The following is a 16,771-nucleotide window of genomic DNA, read 5'->3' on the forward strand; positions in this document are numbered from 1 at the left end:
TATTCTTACATCGTTAAGGAGCATCCCAGTACATTTTTTTTCGAAGAAGAATTTAAAAATGATTAGACAATAAAAAAGACCAAATCCAGTGGATTGGTCTTCTTTTATTATGGCTGTTTTCGCAATGACATATATTAAAATTCTGCGCTGCCTGTTGTCCTTGGAAAAGGAATAACATCTCTAATATTAGACATTCCAGTTAGATACATGATTAAACGTTCAAAGCCTAGGCCATAGCCAGCATGTTTTGTACCGCCATATTTTCTTAACTCTAGGTACCACCAATAATCTTCTTCATTCATGCCAAGGTCATTAATTTTTCCGGCTAGGATGTCCTCGCGCTCTTCACGCTGACTTCCACCAATTAATTCTCCAATCCCTGGTACAAGCAGATCCGTTGCCGCAACTGTCTTATTATCTTCATTTAACCTCATATAGAATGCTTTAATTTCCTTCGGATAATCCGTAACAAATACAGGTTTTTTGAACACTTTTTCACATAGGAAGCGCTCATGCTCTGTTTGTAGGTCAAGCCCCCACTCAACAGGATAGGCAAAACTTTCACCAGATTCTTTTAAAATTTCAATGGCTTCTGTATATGTCACGCGGCCGAAATCAGATGTATGTGCATGATTTAGGCGATCTACTAATCCTTTTTCAATAAAGCTGTTAAAGAAGTTCATCTCTTCTGGAGCTTGTTCAAGAACATAGCCGATTACATACTTAACCATTTCTTCTGCAAGGTCCATGATTTCCGGAAGTTCCGCAAATGCCAATTCCGGTTCAATCATCCAGAATTCAGCAGCGTGTCTTGCGGTATTGGAGTTCTCCGCTCTAAAAGTAGGACCAAAGGTATAAACATTACGGAAAGCTAGCGCAAATGCCTCTGCAGATAATTGTCCACTTACTGTCAGATTGGTTTCTTTATTGAAGAAATCCTTTGTTAAATCTGTTTTACCCTCATCGTTTTTAGGAGGATTATCGATATCAAGTGTTGTAACTCTAAACATTTCACCTGCACCTTCGGTATCACTACCTGTAATGATAGGAGAATGTACATAAACAAATCCTTTGTCTTGAAAGAATTTATGGATCGCATAAGAAGCTAAAGACCTAACACGAAAAACGGCTGAAAAAGTGTTAGTTCGCGGCCTTAAATGTGCAATTGTTCTTAAATATTCAAATGAATGTTTCTTCTTTTGTAAAGGAAAGTCAGCATTTGAAAGTCCTTCAACGGTAATGTTTGTCGCTTTGATCTCAAATGGTTGTTTTGCTTGAGGAGTATGAATAAAATCTCCTTCTACTTTAATAGATGAACTAATTGGAAGCTTAGCAATTTCTTTGAAATTCTCCAATTGCTCATCAAATACAATTTGAACACCTTTAAAAAAGCTGCCATCATTCAATTCAATGAAACCAAAAGTTTTTGAATCACGTACTGTTCTGATCCAACCAGATAATTGAACTTTTTGTTCTATGTAGCTTTCTGTATCTCTGTACAAATCCTTAATTAGGGCTTGTTTCATATTGTACAACCTCCGACTCTTATGTAAAATAAAAAACCTGCCGTCCGATGGGACGCAAGGTAATTTTCCACTATCATTGTTTCTATATCCCTTCAACATTATATAAAACTCCCAACAAATAAGCAATATTCAACAAATTTTCCTAATATCTTAAGATTTTTCAGAATATTAGCAGGATTATTTATCATGTGAGTCGAAATGTTAAGGAAATGTTCGATTCTTGTTTTAAGGAGTGTTGATGGTGGATAAAGTTACTTGTATTGCTTATCTCCTGTATCAGTCTTCCAAGAGCCAAGACATCAAAGACAAAGCTATTCAATTATTGAATGGTGATGTATCTATTAGAGATTTAAAAAGAAACACTGCCATTCAAGCCTATATCATACTGGCAGAATCTACCTTAAGAAAAAACAACTTCGACAAACTTCAGGTACAGAAATTTGCCGAAGAGTTTCTGTTACTAGAGGTTTAAGCTTCCTTCGGGAAGTTTTTTTCTTTCATAAGCTCTTTTCTTACTTGTTACTTTTAGGAACAATCTTTTGAGAACAACCTTTCATAAACATAAATTTCCTTGCCATTTTCGCTTAAAGCTGTTTTAATAGAAAGAAACCCTAATGATTCCCAAAATTTCTTAGCTTTTCCATTTTCTTTAACGACTCCAATGCGAATACGTTCTAAACCTCGTTTATGCATATCACTTTCAATAAGTGCATATGCCTGTGCACCGAAACCAAAACCTTGATAATCACTATGTATCACTAAAAGCCCCAGCCACAGGCATTGATCTTTCGGATTTTCCAACAAGTAATCCACAACCCCTATATAGGTATCATCCAGCTTGATAAACTCACTTGTTGTTACAGGATTCAGAAACTCTTCTTCTAAATCTGCAAGTTCCCGAATAGCATTATCATTTTCATGTAAATTAAAGCCAGGATTCGAATTTATAATTTCAAGCGCAATATATAGCGTTTCTTTCGTTATCTCTTCGAAATGCACGTATTTTCCCCCTAGGTTAAAAATAATAAAATAATTATAACAAATCTTTTATAGAGAAAGGTGTGATTCTATGGTCCAAGTCAATGTAAAGGTAACATTTGAAGGTAAAGTTTATTTAACAAATGTATTAGCCAATCGAAATACTTCCGAAGAAGAAATTTACCGTCTTGCGTTTGAACAGGTTGAAAAACAATGGAAAAATAATTAAATCCCAAATAAAAACAGCGACCATAATTTGGGCGCTGTTTCCATGTTATTAGCTTTCGACTTCATATAATGCTCTAGAAACATTCTTCATCAACGGACAGATATCCTTTGTTGCTAATAAGTGGAGTCTATGCATCGCACGAGTACAGACGGTGTAAAACAATTTCCGCTCGCTCTCCTTTTTATATTGAGAACTATCATATAGAATAACCGCATCAAACTCAATTCCTTTTGACAAATAAGACGGAATCACCAAAATCCCTTTTTCATAGGCAATTGTCGACTTCTCAATTAAATGTACTGGAACCTTAGCTTTAAGTTCTGCAAAAACCTTTTTACTCTCGGCAGAAGTTCTACAAATTACTGCAATTGTTCGATGCCCTTCAAGTAAAAACTCATTTATTTTTTCCTGAATCAAACCAGTTAGTAAGTTTGGCTCGGTAAGTTTAATGGTCGGTTTACTTCCATGACGATTAAATGGTTCGATTATTTCACCATTTTCAACCAAACTTCTGGTAAAATCAACTATTTCCTTGGTAGAACGATAGGTTTTTGTCAAAATGATTTTTTCTACCTCTTTATCCTTTTCTACATACTCCGATATAACGGTTGCAGACCCTGTTGCACCAGCGAAGATAGCTTGATTAAAGTCACCTAGAAGAGTCATTTTGCTATAAGGGAAGATCCTTTGTATGAACGAAAATTGAAATGGTGTATAATCCTGTGCTTCGTCAATAAATATATGACGAATACCTGTTGAAGACTTTCTCCCTTTAATTAGATCCTGTAAGTAAACAAAAGCGGTTGCGTCTTCGTAGGCAATTTTATAGTTTGCTAAGTTGTCTACTGTTTGCAAACAAATTTGTGTCCATTCATCACCAAGAATTTCGGTGTAATTGGTACCTTTTTTAAAAAGCTGGCTATATAGTGCTTGCATATCTATAAAATTCAACTTTTTTACTCTAGAAAATAACGGTTTAAATTTTACTTTTACTACCCGTTCAGCTAGGAATTTTTGTTCCTGTTCGAAATCATCAAAGCTATTACCGCTAAATTGGTTTTTATCCTGCAATTCCTGGTACACTTCTTGGTAGTCCTCTTTTCCCAGATACTGTACCTCTTCCTCTACCCAGTTTTTAGAACGTTCCTGCTTGACTCTTCTTTTTAACTCTCTTAATAGCCAATCCCTGACCATTTCCATTCGATTGGGGATGGTATAACTCGAATCCAGCGAATAAAAGTAAGCAGCGATTGCTTCATTTGATAGGATCATTTCTCCTCGAAACATTAAATCTTTAAACAACAGCCCTTTGTTTGATAAATCCCTCGCATACTGATCAATGATATCTTTAAATGCTAGACTTGCCTTATACCGAATACCCTTAACTCGGGTATGATAGTCCTGAGTCTCCTCTTTGCTTAGTAAAAATTCCATTTGGTCGAAAGGATCCTCAACTTGAAATTCCTTTCCAATGCGGTTATTTAGGTATTCCATAAAGGTCGCCTGCTCCATGTTTTCTTCCCCTAACTCCGGAAGTACAGTCGAAACATACGAGTTAAATAGAGGATTTGGTGAAAACAGCATAATATTTTCCGACTTTAAGGTATCACGATGGCGATATAACAAATACGCCACTCGCTGAAGAGCAGCAGATGTCTTACCACTCCCTGCAACACCTTGAACAATAAGTAATTTGCTTCGTTCGTTTCGAATAATTCGGTTTTGTTCTCGCTGAATCGTAGCAACAATGCTTTTCATTTGAGCATTAGCGTTATTTCCAAGGACCTCCTGGAGCATTTCATCACCAATGGTAACACCGGTATCAAACATTGCTTTAATTTCAGAAGCTCGAATGATGAACTGGCGTTTTAATTCCATCTCGCCATCAATTTTTCCATCGAGCGTGTTATACTCCGCTTGGCCTGGAGCAAAGTCATAATAAAGGCTGGAAATAGGAGCCCGCCAATCATAGATTAAAAAATTCTCATCATGCTCATCCATAAAGGAAGCGATCCCTAGATAAACATGATCTACATTCGCTTCTCCTTTTTCTAAAAAATCAATCCGTCCAAAATAAGGTGAATATTTTAATCGCTCGAGGATTCTAATTTGTTTATCCATTTGATTAAAGGTTCGTTCTCGCTCTGATAACAACTCCGCTTGTTGTTTAATACTAGCAGCTGTTTCAATGATGTCATCCGGCTCATCCGTATTAACAGTGACATCTTCCCAGAAGGTTTTACGAAGCTCGATTACGTCTGAACTGACACCACCAGTATTTTTCTGGAGTTTTTGCTTTTTCTTTTCAATTTCCTTTATAACGAAATTCACTCGTTCCTGCTCGAATTTCAAATCCTTATTCTCCATATCACTCATATAACCACTCCCAGAAAAAATTTGGTCCTTATAATTTGACAACCACTCTCTATTTGTGCTATTGTTATAATAGGAATATTGTACATATTAGAATTTAAATATGTAACGAGACCAAATTTCATTTTATCATGATTTATTTTTGATTACAATAGATAACCTATCGCCATAATGGCGTTTTTTTGTGTCTAAAAATTATTTACTGTATTCATCCTCAATCTCCTTTAATTCAACCTCATTATTTCCTCCATAAACCCAATCTCGATACTTGCCATGTAGAAGAATTGCTAAAACCCGTATTGTTAGATAATCTAAAACATGAAATTTTTCCTTTACCAGTTTTACTCTTTTAAATAACAGGTCTAGACTTACCGTTAGTACAAGTACTCTTAGTTTTGAAATCCAATTATTCTGCTTCAAAAAAGACAAGGTTGAAATTAGTGAGTAGAAAATTGCATACAAAGGAACGATGATAAAATGTTCATTCAATGTATGAAATCTTCCAAACCCGAACCGAATCTTTCTAAGTGAAGCAAAAATAAATAATATATTAGCTTCAGTCACCATACTTGTTAAGAAAAGTGACATAAAATGAATAAGCGAATATTTTTTAGCTAAGAACATATTCCAAATATCACTTACTTTTAAATAGAGAGGAATCAGAATCAAAGTATAAACTGTTTTCCACCAATTATGTTGATATACGTTTATCCGTAAAAATACGAATTCTACCAATGAAAAATATACTCCTCCCATTACTTTTCCGACCCATCCAATTTTAAGTGTAGTTAAGAAAACGGCTGTAAAAGGAACAAAAATCGCTTGGGATAAAATGGCACCTAAAATGTTGTCGAAATATTTCTTCTTCATCATTCTTGGCTTATATTTATATGCATTGAATATGTTTAAAACAAAAAACTCCAGCAAGTATGCAAAACCAATATTTGACATTAAAAGGGTAAACACTCGTTTATTATTTTTTGTTTTATAAAACGAGTAGCAAAGTAAGCCAGTGTGGAACACCAATAATATGATAAAAGGTATTTTATTTTGTTTTGGATTCTTCATACACAGATCCCATTTCAAGATTGGTTTTAAAAGTAGTATTTGAATATCCATCCATTTCATTCCACTATTACCTCTTTTGCCTCAAAAAAAGATATTAAAAATTGCTCTCCTTTTCTAAGGAGAGCTTTTCATTAACATCTTCCTAAATTCAAACAAATTCTTAATTAAAATCAGTACTAAAGTCCCCAGTACTTTTTGTCATATCGCGACGATATCCCCCTATTTAATAGTGATAAAGTCTCAAGGAGAAATCCCTATAGTAATAGAATTTTTATAATATTCAATATTTTTTAGTCTTGTGCGACTACAAGGAGGGGTATCTTTTACAAACGCACTTAAATATGATGTAAAGGGGCTTGATCTGTACATGGCAAAAAAGTATTTTAGACCTTTTCTTGTAACACTTGTTTTATTATTAATTTTATCGTCAATGGGGGCAGGTGCTAGTGCTGCTAATATAACTGAAAGTAAATCTGCTCCGGATCTTGCTAACTTAGTTGGAAATTTTAATTTTTCGTCAACCAAAACTACTAGTGTCATTGTTGAGCTTAATGAACCATCGATTGTAGAAGCGAAGCATAAAGGAAAAAATCAAACAAAAGCAAGCTTATCTAAAAAACGTAATCAAGTTAAAGCAGATGTTAGTGCAGTAGTTAAAAGTGCAAAAGTAAACCGTGAATATGACTATGTTTTTTCTGGTTTTTCAGTAGAATTGCCTGCAAATGAAGTCCCTGCTCTATTGGCTGTGCCAGGAGTAAAAGCGGTCTATCCAGATGTTACATACAAAGTAACCAGCGTTGGTAAAGGTGAATTACTTTCTGAAGACGGGTTTAGCCCCAATATGGCTGCAAGTGCTCCATTTATAGGTGCTAATGAAGCTTGGGATGCTGGCTTCACGGGAGAAGGAGTAACGGTAGCGGTTATTGATACCGGTGCGGATTACACTCACCCTGATTTAGCTCATGCATTTGGTGAGTATAAAGGATACGATTTTGTTGATAACGATAATGATCCACAAGAAACACCTCGAACAAGTAACCCTGATGATGAAACAGCACATGGTACACACGTATCTGGTACAGTTGCAGCTAATGGACAAATTAAGGGTGTAGCTCCTGATGCGAAGCTACTTGCCTACCGCGTATTAGGTCCTGGAGGCAGCGGAACAACTGAAAACGTTATCGCTGGGATTGAAAGAGCAGTTCAAGATGGCGCTAATGTTATGAACCTTTCATTAGGTAACTCGTTAAATGATCCAGATTATGCTACAAGCATTGCGTTAGACTGGGCAATGGCTGAAGGTGTAGTTGCAGTAACTTCAAACGGTAACAGCGGCCCTGCAAACTGGACTGTAGGATCACCTGGAACTTCACGTGATGCAATCTCTGTTGGTGCGACACAACTTCCTTACAATGTTTATGACTCAATAATTACTACTACAGGCGGAGTTACCTATCCTTCTGCTAAAGTAATGGGCTTTCCAAGTGACGCAGATATTTTAGCGCTTAGTGGGAAGGAATATGAATTTGTACATGTTGGTTTCGGCTCCCCTGCTGATTTTGTAGGTAAAGATGTAAATGGAAAAGTAGCCTTAATTAGCCGTGGTGCTGGAATTGCCTTCGTCGACAAAGCCATTGCAGCCAAAGCTGCCGGTGCAGTTGCAGCAATCATCTATAATAACGTTCCTGGTGAAATCGTAATGGTTCCAGGTACAGTCATCCCTACTATAAGAACGACTGCTGCAGACGGAGCAGCATTGCTAAGTGAACTAGGTAATGGCAACAACAAAGTAACTTTCAACATAAGTAAGGCTGGTGAAGTTGGGGAAACGATGGCTGATTTCTCTTCCCGTGGTCCAGTAAACTCAACATGGATGATTAAGCCAGATGTTTCTGCTCCTGGTGTTAACATCACAAGTACTGTACCAACGCATGACCCTACTAACCCACATGGTTATGCTTCTTACCAAGGAACAAGTATGGCTTCACCACACGTTGCCGGTACAGCAGCTCTACTCTTACAAAAGAACCCTAAGTGGAGTGTTCAGGAAGTAAAGGCTGCACTAATGAATACCGCAGATAAACTCATTAATCCAGCTTCTGGTAAACCTTATCCTCACAATACACAAGGTGCTGGAAGCATTCGAGTTATGGAGGCACTTGAAACAAATACTTTAGCTGCACCTGGAAGCCATTCTTTTGGAACCTTCTATAAAGACAAAGGTAAACAGGTGGAAAAGCAGCAGTTCACGATCAAAAATCTATCTTCTAAAAACAAGACTTATAGTTTTAAAGTGAACATGGGTGAAAACTCAAATGCAATCAAAGTATCAACTAGCAATAACTTAAAAGTGAATGCTGGTAGGTCACAACAAGTCAATTTGAATGTTCAAGTTGATGCTGGAAAGCTTGAGCAAGGCTATTACGAAGGCTCTATTACAATCATTGATGGAAACTCAACATTTGAAGTACCAACTATTTTGTTCATCCAAGAGCCTGATTATCCACGTGCTGAATATATTGGCGTAAATCAACTTGGTGATGGTCAATTTGAGATTGAAGGTTTGTTCCCTGGTGGGGCAGAAACAGTGGAACTCTTCGTCTACCTTTCAGATGCAAATGGAACGCCGCGTTTATATTTAGGTGACATCGGCATTTACGAGAATGTTGCACCAGGTTACACTACATTTGCTTGGGATGGAAAAATCACTGCCGGAGTAAACGGTATTCCTGATGGCTTTAAACTACCTGCAGGTGAATATTACAACGTTTATGCTTATGCAACCTACAAAGGTCAATCAAATTCAGCTGGTACAAACTTTCTACTCAAATAATTAATAAGAAAAGGTCATCGTTCAATGTGACGATGACCTTTGTTGTTGTTAAAACCAATATTATTCCTTTTTCTCTTTTAGTTGATGATACCAAAGTCTTGTTTGATCAGGGTCTTTATCATTAATAAATATCTTCTTATCCTTCATTTCAATATAAATATAGGGTGAAGAATCTTTCTGGATAAAGAGCAGGCTGCTTCCATATCCAGTCACCTTAAAATGCCCTTTTGAGAGTGTAGGAAGACCCACTCCATTTGTTCTTACCGTAACCTCTGGTAAATTATCCATTAATTCTATCGAGGAAATCTCCTTATAACCCCATTCATCGCCATACATACCGGTAATCTCGAAGGTTTCCTCTTTTGTTACTAGCTCGTACCCTTGGTAGCTAAAATAAGAAAGACCAAGTACGCCACCGATCACGACAATAAATATGGAAATACTGATAATATAACTGCGCTTGCGCTTTTTGGGAATTTCATATTTTGATAAATAAATAAGTCCACCCATTAAAACTACTATCATAAAGCCATATTGAATTTCGATTGCATATTTAAATGTAGTAAATAAAAGTGGCAGCAAAATTAACATTCCAATTGCTGTTATTATCAGTAAACCACCTATCTTTTGTGGATACCCATTTTTAATTAAAGTCTCTTGTTCCTCCTTCGGTCGAGAGGCGAAACCTGAAATTAGAAAATACCCTCCCTTTCTCCTTACTGCCCAGCCAAGAATTAGGAAAATAAAAATAACAATTAATTGCACTATTAAAAGTCCCCACATCTCAAAACCCCCACCTTTTAAGCCTTCTATTATCAATATACTTTATATACGTTTTTCGATATATATTGGATTCATTTTTAGCTGATATGTAAGTGGCCGATAATGCTATAAATCGGCCAATATTGTTCTTCTAAGATGGACGGATACTTACCCTAGTTCCATTTGGAACCTTTTCTGCCAGTTGGAGAACATCCCTATTATGCATCCTAACGCAGCCATGTGATACAGCCTTTCCAATCGAACTCGGATCATTTGTACCATGTATACCATAACCTTGTTTTGATAATGAAAGCCACAGCACACCAAACGGTCCACCAGGATTCATTTGGCGGTTAACAATCACGAAATCTCCAATTGGAGTATTTGTGAGCATCTTCCCTACTGCAATCGGATAGATTTTTTCCAGTTTTCCATTCTTGTATAAAGCAAGTCTCCGCTTACCTACAGAAATTTGGATCGAGTAAGGAATGGTATTTGGATCAGGCAGCCCAGGGATTTGAATTTGTTGCCCTACGTACAGCTGCTGGTGATTTACACCGGGATTTGCGGCATAGATCCTTGCCAGGCTTACCCGATAATCTAACGAAAGTTGATGAAGAGTATCACCCTGCTTCACAATATGAATCATACTATCCCACCTTTTTTAAATATCTTATGTTGGGATAGATGAACCGTTTCCTAAAAACTAAGCTTCATCGAGACTAAAGAAATGAGCCATGTCTTTACGAACGTGTTGATTATAGAAATAATCATTACTAACAGGATCATACATATAATCCTTTTTCCATTCCTCAATATTTCTGGCTATTTCCTTAATTGCCTTTATAAATAACAAAATCTCCTCATTGGTCATGATAGGATGCAAGGAAAACCTGACCCACCCTGGTTTTGTCGATAAATCATCTACGTCAATTTTGTTCGCAATTTCCTTCGATTTGTTCTGGTCAATTTGCAATAAATAATGCCCATAGGTACCTGCACAGGAACAGCCTCCACGCACTTGAAATCCAAACCGGTCATTTAACAAACGTACAACTAAATTGTAGTGAATATCTTCCAGATAAAACGAAACAATCCCCATCCGATTTCTATGATGACTCTCTAACACATGCAATGTTGGAATCGTCTCTAATCCGCGAAAAAGTAGGTCTAACTGCTCTTTTTCTCTAGTTAAAATCTGTTCTTCTCCCATTTGTTCCTTTAACTTGATACATAGTGCTGTTCGAATGGCTTGAAGGATCCCTGGTGTTCCCCCATCCTCCCGATGCTCAATATTGTCAATGTATTTGTGCCCGCCCCAGGGATTTGTCCATGTAACCGTGCCCCCACCAGGATGATCCGGCACTTTGTTTGCATAAATTCTCTTATCAAAAATTAAGACACCACTCGTTCCAGGTCCGCCTAAAAACTTATGTGGAGAAAAAGTAATAGCATCTAGTTTTTCCAAAGGGTCATCAGGGTGCATATCAATTTTTATATAGGGTGCGGAGGCAGCAAAATCTACAAAGCATAATCCGCCATGCTGATGCATGATCTTTGCTAGTTGATGATAAGGGGTTTGTATTCCTGTCACGTTCGAGCATGCCGTAAATGAGCCAATCTTAACCGTCCTGTCACGGTACTGGTAAAGAAGGTGCTCAAGATGTTTCACATCTACCTCACCCTTGGAGTTAGGTCTGATAATTTCGACCTCCGCCAATGTTTCAAGCCATGAGGTCTGATTAGAATGGTGCTCCATATGGGTAAGAAACACAATTGGTCTTTCCCTTTCCGCAATCCTAATGTTGCCCTTCCATTGCTCTGGGACTCGAAGCCCCAGTAATCTCTGTAATTTATTCATGACAGACGTCATTCCAAAGCCATCAAGAATAAGAGCGTCGTTATCATTAGCATTTACATGTTCTTTGATGATTTTTCTTGCTTGATTATAGATGCCAGTCATCATTAGACTGGTGATATTAGATTCTGTGTGGGTATTTGCCATAAATGGGCCAAATACTTCGGAAATTTTTTGCTCGATTGGGCGATATAGTCTTCCACTTGCAGTCCAATCTGCATAAATGATTGATTTTTTCCCATATGGTGTATCAAATTCTTGATTGAAGCCGATGATTTGAGACCGAAACTTCTGAAAATATTCCTCATGATTTTCCGGCAGTCGATACCATTTACTTCCGATCCTTGCGCTAATCATACTTCAACACCTCTCCATCGAATCCTGCTAATTACTATATGCAAAGCCTTCTTTTACCGATAATAAAAAACAGCCTGATCTATATAGACCAGACTGTCAACATCAATTATAAACTTGAATTTTTGGCTGATTCCTTACGATTCACTTCATCAATTTTTTGAACGAACATTTGGAAAACTCGTTGCTTTTCTTCCAATTCCTTTATATATTCTTTTAATTGATTATAACTTTCTTCAAAAGGTTTATGATACCTTTGGCGTATGTTTTCTATAATATCCTCATTCACTGTCGACTGTATTACTTGTTTGGTAATCCCGTATTTATACGAAAAGACCTTTAATTCTTGTGCGACCTCTTCATATTCTTTATCTATTTCTGTAAGGACAACTGAAATATCATCCTTCCATTCTTCTAGTGATTTTTGTAGATAGGATTTTACCATCGTTTCTTCCATTGTTGCACCCGCCCTAATAAAGTCTTATGTACCTTTATTATAACGGTGAATGGTTTCATATTAATTTCTAGTAGTTTACAAAGCTATATCAATTAATAGGAATATGTTCCGATTTACATAAATAACTAGGTTAATAGACACATATTATGAGACAGCACTAATCCTAATTGGGACACTTTGTGTAATATTATTTGCATTCCCAAAATCAATATTAACCGTTAAGGAATACTGAAAGGTATTTTGATGATGTTGAATTTCATCTGGAACATCGAGTAAGAAGGTAATTTTTCCAGTTTGGTTTGGACTACACTCAAGAGAACAGAAAACGGAATGACTATTTAAAGTTTCTTCTACAAATGCTAGTGAATCAATCCCGACTAGATCGATATCATATCTCTTAATTTTATTTTTTAATAGGCCGCCTGTTATTTCAATCGTACCGTTAATGACACTTCCAGCTTCATAAACTTGCTTATCCAAATGGACATTCGTTTTAGGCAAACCAATTTTTAATTTCGTCAAATAATCTTTTAATGTCATTTTCTCCACCTGTTCCCTAAAATAGGCATAATAAAAGACCAGCAATAGTAATCAAGCAGCTTAATATGTTAAAAAACAAAAAAGCCACTGTTCTAGGTGGTCTATGACCTCCTTCGCTTTAGCCGACGAAGTTAGCTGACGGGTAGGATGGCGAAAGAAAAGTTCTCATCCTTTCTACACTGTAGAATTAACCCCAATTAATTGGTTCCTCCGTACCCACTGTGCTGGGTTTAGGCCGAATATTAAATTCTTGATGATTATGTGGCTAATTTTAGCCTCAACTTGATTCATTGTAAAGAGGAATATTCACTTAAATTACCCGTTTAAACCCCAATTTCATCTAAAAATAGAGTCTTTTCTATTGATTGCTCATGAATCATCGAAATCTTATCGCAACGATTACTATAATTACTACTATTTGTTAATCAATTCAGCAAATTCATCAATGCTTGTGGAATACTTTATATAAATTCTTGGTAAAAATAAAAGTTCGTTATTTAGCCCTTTATTTGTAAATATTTCTGGTGTTGTAGTCAAGCCAAATGAATAATACTTTTTTGCCTCTGATCCAACACGCTCATTAAAGTATCCATATGGATAAGCAATTGCTATCACTGGTTTTCCTGTCATTTTTTCAATTTTTTCTTTCGAGCTCTTTAATTCATATTGAAGATCATTTAATTTTGTCAAATCTGGATGTGTTGCTGTGTGAGACTGAACAGAAATCACACCAGTGGCAGCCATCTCTTTTAATTCAGATTGGGACAACCGATTCCTTTGACCGACAAAATCTGAAATAACAAAAAAGGTTGCGGTAGGTTTAAAGTGATCATCTGTTAGTCTTTGAAGAATTTGAAATGCGTTTCGATTATTTTTATAACCATCATCAAGCGTTATAAAAATTGGTCTTTTAAATTTGCTGATTTCCTGCCATCTTTCAAAAGTTAATAAGGTATATCCATGTTGTTTCAAATAGGTCATTTGCTTTTCGAAATTCTCAGGTGTTACATATAATTCTTTTGAGCCATGTCCGTTATATTGATCGATTGAGTGGTAAATCAAAATCGGAATTTTCTGCTGCGCCTGAACATGTCCTGGAAGGAATATTATCAGTAGAATGACAACCATTATCCTAATCATTCACACACCTTACCTTTCTTTATCTATATCCTTCTGTGAATATTATTCCTTAGAGATTATTTCTTAATTCATGCTGCCCATAACGGACAGTTTTTTTGCATGAATTTGTTGTTATTTCGTGATATCCGTCTTGTTTTGATAGCTTTTGTCAACCTGCAGGAAAATGGGGTGCACAGTAGAGAATGTACTATCTAAAGATGTTTTACTGCAATTTAGATAGAAGGGATTGGACTACGATGAAAACTTACACATTAAAGGAAGTTTCTAAAAAAATAAATGTTACATCGGCTACATTAAGAAAGTGGGAAAAGGAACTTGATGAATATCTAGAAATTCCTCGGACAAAACAAGGGGCAAGAATTTATTCACAAGTAGAAATAGAATTACTTTTAGAAATCAAGCAACTGTACGAAAACAAGCATAGTACGGCGACGATTTTACAAATATTGCGTGGTGGACCTGAACCGCAGGAATTGGCCCTTGTTTCACAAAATGTATCCAAGGTAGCGGAAAAGGAGATTGCAATTAAAAATGCTGATGAGTTCTTCGTTGCAATGGATACCTATAAGCAAACATTTTTAAATGAAGTAAAAGAAGAAATTAGAAATGTCCTTCGAAAAGAGGTAGTTGATGAGGTCAAAAAGGAGATTATTAATGGAGCTGCCTACACGGTAAATTCTATTTCTGAAACAATTAGTCAAGCTACCGCGACTACAAAAGCTGAGCTAGGAGAACTATCTATTCATTTAGACAAAAATATAGAGCAGACAACTGAAAGACTGCTATATTTATCAAAAAGTATTGTCAATGCCTCTCAAGAAACCTCTGAAGAGATTTATACGCTATCTAAGCAATTATCGGAATCTACAGAGGAACTCGCTCATTATGTAGATATTACAAATACTGAAATTATTAGTCTATCAGAAGCAATTGAAAAGGATCGTGAAGACCGTGGAAAAGAACGGGATTTATTCAGACATGAAATCACACAAAGAGAAGCTGCTTTTCAAAATTTGTTAACAAGCTTTCGAGATGTTGCAGTTGCAAAAGAAAAGAAATGGTGGAAATTCTGGGAATAACACTTGCTTTGGTTAAATAATTCAAGCGGGGGGAATCTTTATGAACACAAGCGAAGTAGCAAAATTATTAGGGGTGTCGGCAAGTACGATACAGCGTTGGGTAAAACAGTTGGAACTGCCAATGGAGCGAAATGAACGTGGACATTATCATTTTAATAATGAGGATATAGATCTTCTAAAAAATATTCAACTGCAAATACAAACTGGAACCTTACTCCAAGAGATTACTCCTGTCCATGAGAAGAAGCCTCGTAAAGGGATTGTAAAAGCACCTGAAAACAATGCGGAACTTGAAAGATTGTATACGATTGTTTCTGAACTGGAAGCAAAGGTGAATTCAAAAGCAGACTCTGTTGCATCCTATCAGCTGTTACAGCATCGCCGCGAAATTGAAGATTTACATGGACAAATAAAGGAATTAACAAACCACGTTGACTCCCTCCAGTCTAAGTTATTTGAGGTTAAGAAAAACTTCCTTCCTGATAAACCGCAAGTCTTAGACGAAGGAAAGGTATTTAGGAAAAAGAAAAATATAGTTAGTTCCTTGTTTGGATTTTTAGGCTAAAAACCAAAAGTGCCGAATGTGTTTAAAACATTCGGCACTTTTGCCATTCTATATCCTTAATTCAACGAGTGGCCGCGTATATTTTTTCATCATATAACTGCCAAGAATCAAACATACTAGTAAAGAAAATGTAACTAAGAATAAATAATTATCTGAGATAGCATTAGGTAAGACAGCATGAATGGATTTAATGATGAATCCATGAAATAAATAGACATAAAGTGTTCTTTCACCAATTTTCGTGATTCGATACTGATTAGAGGGTATTAATGGTAAGAATCCAAATATAACTATTATCGTTAATCCATATTGCAATGCCCGTAGCAGTCCATCACTAGGCTGCATTCCTCCCATATTTTCATAAGAGGTATCTCCTAACAGCCATGGAACAGCGTCTTGAGGAAATCCTAACCCAAAAAATAAAAATGTCATTGCAATAATGACCACTCCTACTGGAACAGCAAACTTTGCCCCAAGAATCTTTTTTAAATACTCTCCATTAAATAAGTATCCTAATAGGAAATAAGGAAAGAAAACAAATGTCCGAGATAAACTCAAGAAACTTCCTGCCTGATCTATATAGCCGATCGCAATGCCAAGTAAAACAGCGATGAATAAACCAACCCACTTTACCTTCGCAAATACATATAGCAGTAAATTCCAAAAAAATAAACTTAAAAGGAACCATAATGACCAGTGTGGCTGGAATAGGTCAAATTCAAGTGTTTTTTCCTTACCTACTAAAAAATAAACAACAGAATAGATAATTTGAAAAATAAAATAGGGAATCAGTATTTTTTGCACTGTTTTCAGTAGATATCCTTTCTTTCTAAACCCCTTCGCAAAGTACCCAGATATTAAAATAAATGCTGGCATATGAAACAGAAATATTACGCTATATAAAGTAAATAGAATTTTATCCTGATCCTTATACGGGCTTATCATATGCCCAAAAACAACAAGAAAAATTAAGATGAATTTTGCATTATCAAAATACTTGCTTCTACTT

Annotated in this window: 16 protein-coding genes and 1 riboswitch; of the genes, 5 read left to right on the forward strand and 11 right to left on the reverse strand. The window is 36.2% G+C overall.

Translation table 11 applies throughout. The features are described from left to right. Positions 1-134: 134 nt before the first annotated feature. Positions 135-1,526: an asparagine--tRNA ligase gene (asnS, locus tag V7124_RS21400; protein ID WP_335412998.1), complete on the reverse strand. Its 1,392-nt coding sequence runs from the start codon at positions 1,524-1,526 to the stop codon at positions 135-137. A 241-nt stretch (positions 1,527-1,767) separates the two neighbouring features. Here asnS and V7124_RS21405 point away from each other — a divergent pair, with 241 nt between their 5' ends. After that, the gene (locus V7124_RS21405) at positions 1,768-1,998 is read left to right on the forward strand and encodes a hypothetical protein (protein ID WP_335493238.1); all 231 of its coding nucleotides are present in this window, start codon (positions 1,768-1,770) and stop codon (positions 1,996-1,998) included. Between the two features lie 53 nt (positions 1,999-2,051). On the opposite strand, the gene V7124_RS21410 is transcribed toward V7124_RS21405, so the two are convergent. Next, positions 2,052-2,525 carry a GNAT family N-acetyltransferase gene (locus V7124_RS21410; RefSeq protein ID WP_335493240.1) on the reverse strand — a complete coding sequence of 158 codons (474 nt, stop codon included), beginning with the start codon at positions 2,523-2,525 and terminating at the stop codon, positions 2,052-2,054. A gap of 70 nt (positions 2,526-2,595) precedes the next feature. Between V7124_RS21410 and V7124_RS21415 the strand changes: the two genes are divergently transcribed. After that, entirely contained in the window at positions 2,596-2,733 is a 138-nt protein-coding gene (locus tag V7124_RS21415) for a BA3454 family stress response protein (RefSeq protein ID WP_335413004.1), read from the forward strand. Positions 2,734-2,781: 48 nt separating this feature from the next. Here the strand turns inward: V7124_RS21415 and helD are convergent, their stop codons facing one another. After that, positions 2,782-5,109 (reverse strand): RNA polymerase recycling motor HelD, encoded by a 2,328-nt coding sequence (gene helD, locus V7124_RS21420; RefSeq protein WP_335493242.1) that lies wholly within the window; start codon positions 5,107-5,109, stop codon positions 2,782-2,784. A gap of 192 nt (positions 5,110-5,301) precedes the next feature. Continuing rightward, positions 5,302-6,174, reverse strand: a complete 873-nt coding sequence (locus V7124_RS21425; RefSeq protein WP_335493244.1) for a hypothetical protein — start codon at positions 6,172-6,174, stop codon at positions 5,302-5,304. A gap of 367 nt (positions 6,175-6,541) precedes the next feature. On the opposite strand from V7124_RS21425, the gene V7124_RS21430 reads away from it, so the two are divergent. Further along, positions 6,542-9,007, forward strand: a complete 2,466-nt coding sequence (locus V7124_RS21430) for a S8 family serine peptidase (RefSeq protein ID WP_335493258.1) — start codon at positions 6,542-6,544, stop codon at positions 9,005-9,007. Between the two features lie 60 nt (positions 9,008-9,067). Here V7124_RS21430 and V7124_RS21435 read toward each other — a convergent pair whose 3' ends face one another. The 6 genes from V7124_RS21435 to V7124_RS21460 form a co-directional block, all read right to left on the reverse strand. Next, positions 9,068-9,790: a DUF3784 domain-containing protein gene (locus V7124_RS21435; protein ID WP_335493246.1), complete on the reverse strand. Its 723-nt coding sequence runs from the start codon at positions 9,788-9,790 to the stop codon at positions 9,068-9,070. Between the two features lie 130 nt (positions 9,791-9,920). Further along, positions 9,921-10,418 (reverse strand): L,D-transpeptidase family protein, encoded by a 498-nt coding sequence (locus V7124_RS21440; protein ID WP_335413012.1) that lies wholly within the window; start codon positions 10,416-10,418, stop codon positions 9,921-9,923. Between the two features lie 57 nt (positions 10,419-10,475). Next, a complete protein-coding gene (locus V7124_RS21445; protein WP_335493248.1) occupies positions 10,476-11,984 on the reverse strand; it encodes an aminotransferase class V-fold PLP-dependent enzyme in 1,509 nt (502 codons plus the stop codon). Between the two features lie 106 nt (positions 11,985-12,090). Then, positions 12,091-12,438, reverse strand: a complete 348-nt coding sequence (locus V7124_RS21450; RefSeq protein WP_335413014.1) for a hypothetical protein — start codon at positions 12,436-12,438, stop codon at positions 12,091-12,093. A gap of 144 nt (positions 12,439-12,582) precedes the next feature. Continuing rightward, the gene (locus tag V7124_RS21455; protein ID WP_335413015.1) at positions 12,583-12,978 is read right to left on the reverse strand and encodes a sporulation protein; all 396 of its coding nucleotides are present in this window, start codon (positions 12,976-12,978) and stop codon (positions 12,583-12,585) included. A gap of 105 nt (positions 12,979-13,083) precedes the next feature. Then, positions 13,084-13,225: riboswitch (cyclic di-AMP (ydaO/yuaA leader) on the reverse strand. A 167-nt stretch (positions 13,226-13,392) separates the two neighbouring features. Continuing rightward, positions 13,393-14,118, reverse strand: coding sequence for a polysaccharide deacetylase family protein (locus V7124_RS21460; RefSeq protein WP_335417581.1), 726 nt, complete (start codon positions 14,116-14,118; stop codon positions 13,393-13,395). Between the two features lie 236 nt (positions 14,119-14,354). Between V7124_RS21460 and V7124_RS21465 the strand changes: the two genes are divergently transcribed. Both V7124_RS21465 and V7124_RS21470 read left to right on the forward strand, forming a co-directional pair. Then, on the forward strand, positions 14,355-15,197 hold the full coding sequence (locus V7124_RS21465) for a MerR family transcriptional regulator (RefSeq protein WP_335493252.1): 843 nt from the start codon (positions 14,355-14,357) through the stop codon (positions 15,195-15,197). 40 nt (positions 15,198-15,237) lie between these two features. Continuing rightward, on the forward strand, positions 15,238-15,762 hold the full coding sequence (locus V7124_RS21470) for a MerR family transcriptional regulator (RefSeq protein ID WP_335493254.1): 525 nt from the start codon (positions 15,238-15,240) through the stop codon (positions 15,760-15,762). 48 nt (positions 15,763-15,810) lie between these two features. Here V7124_RS21470 and V7124_RS21475 read toward each other — a convergent pair. After that, positions 15,811-16,771 (reverse strand): acyltransferase family protein (locus tag V7124_RS21475; RefSeq protein WP_335493256.1); only part of this gene is annotated, 961 nt, incomplete at its 5' end.

The sequence above is a fragment of the Neobacillus niacini genome (genome assembly GCF_036961885.1).
GTDB lineage: Bacteria > Bacillota > Bacilli > Bacillales > Cytobacillaceae > Neobacillus > Neobacillus niacini_H.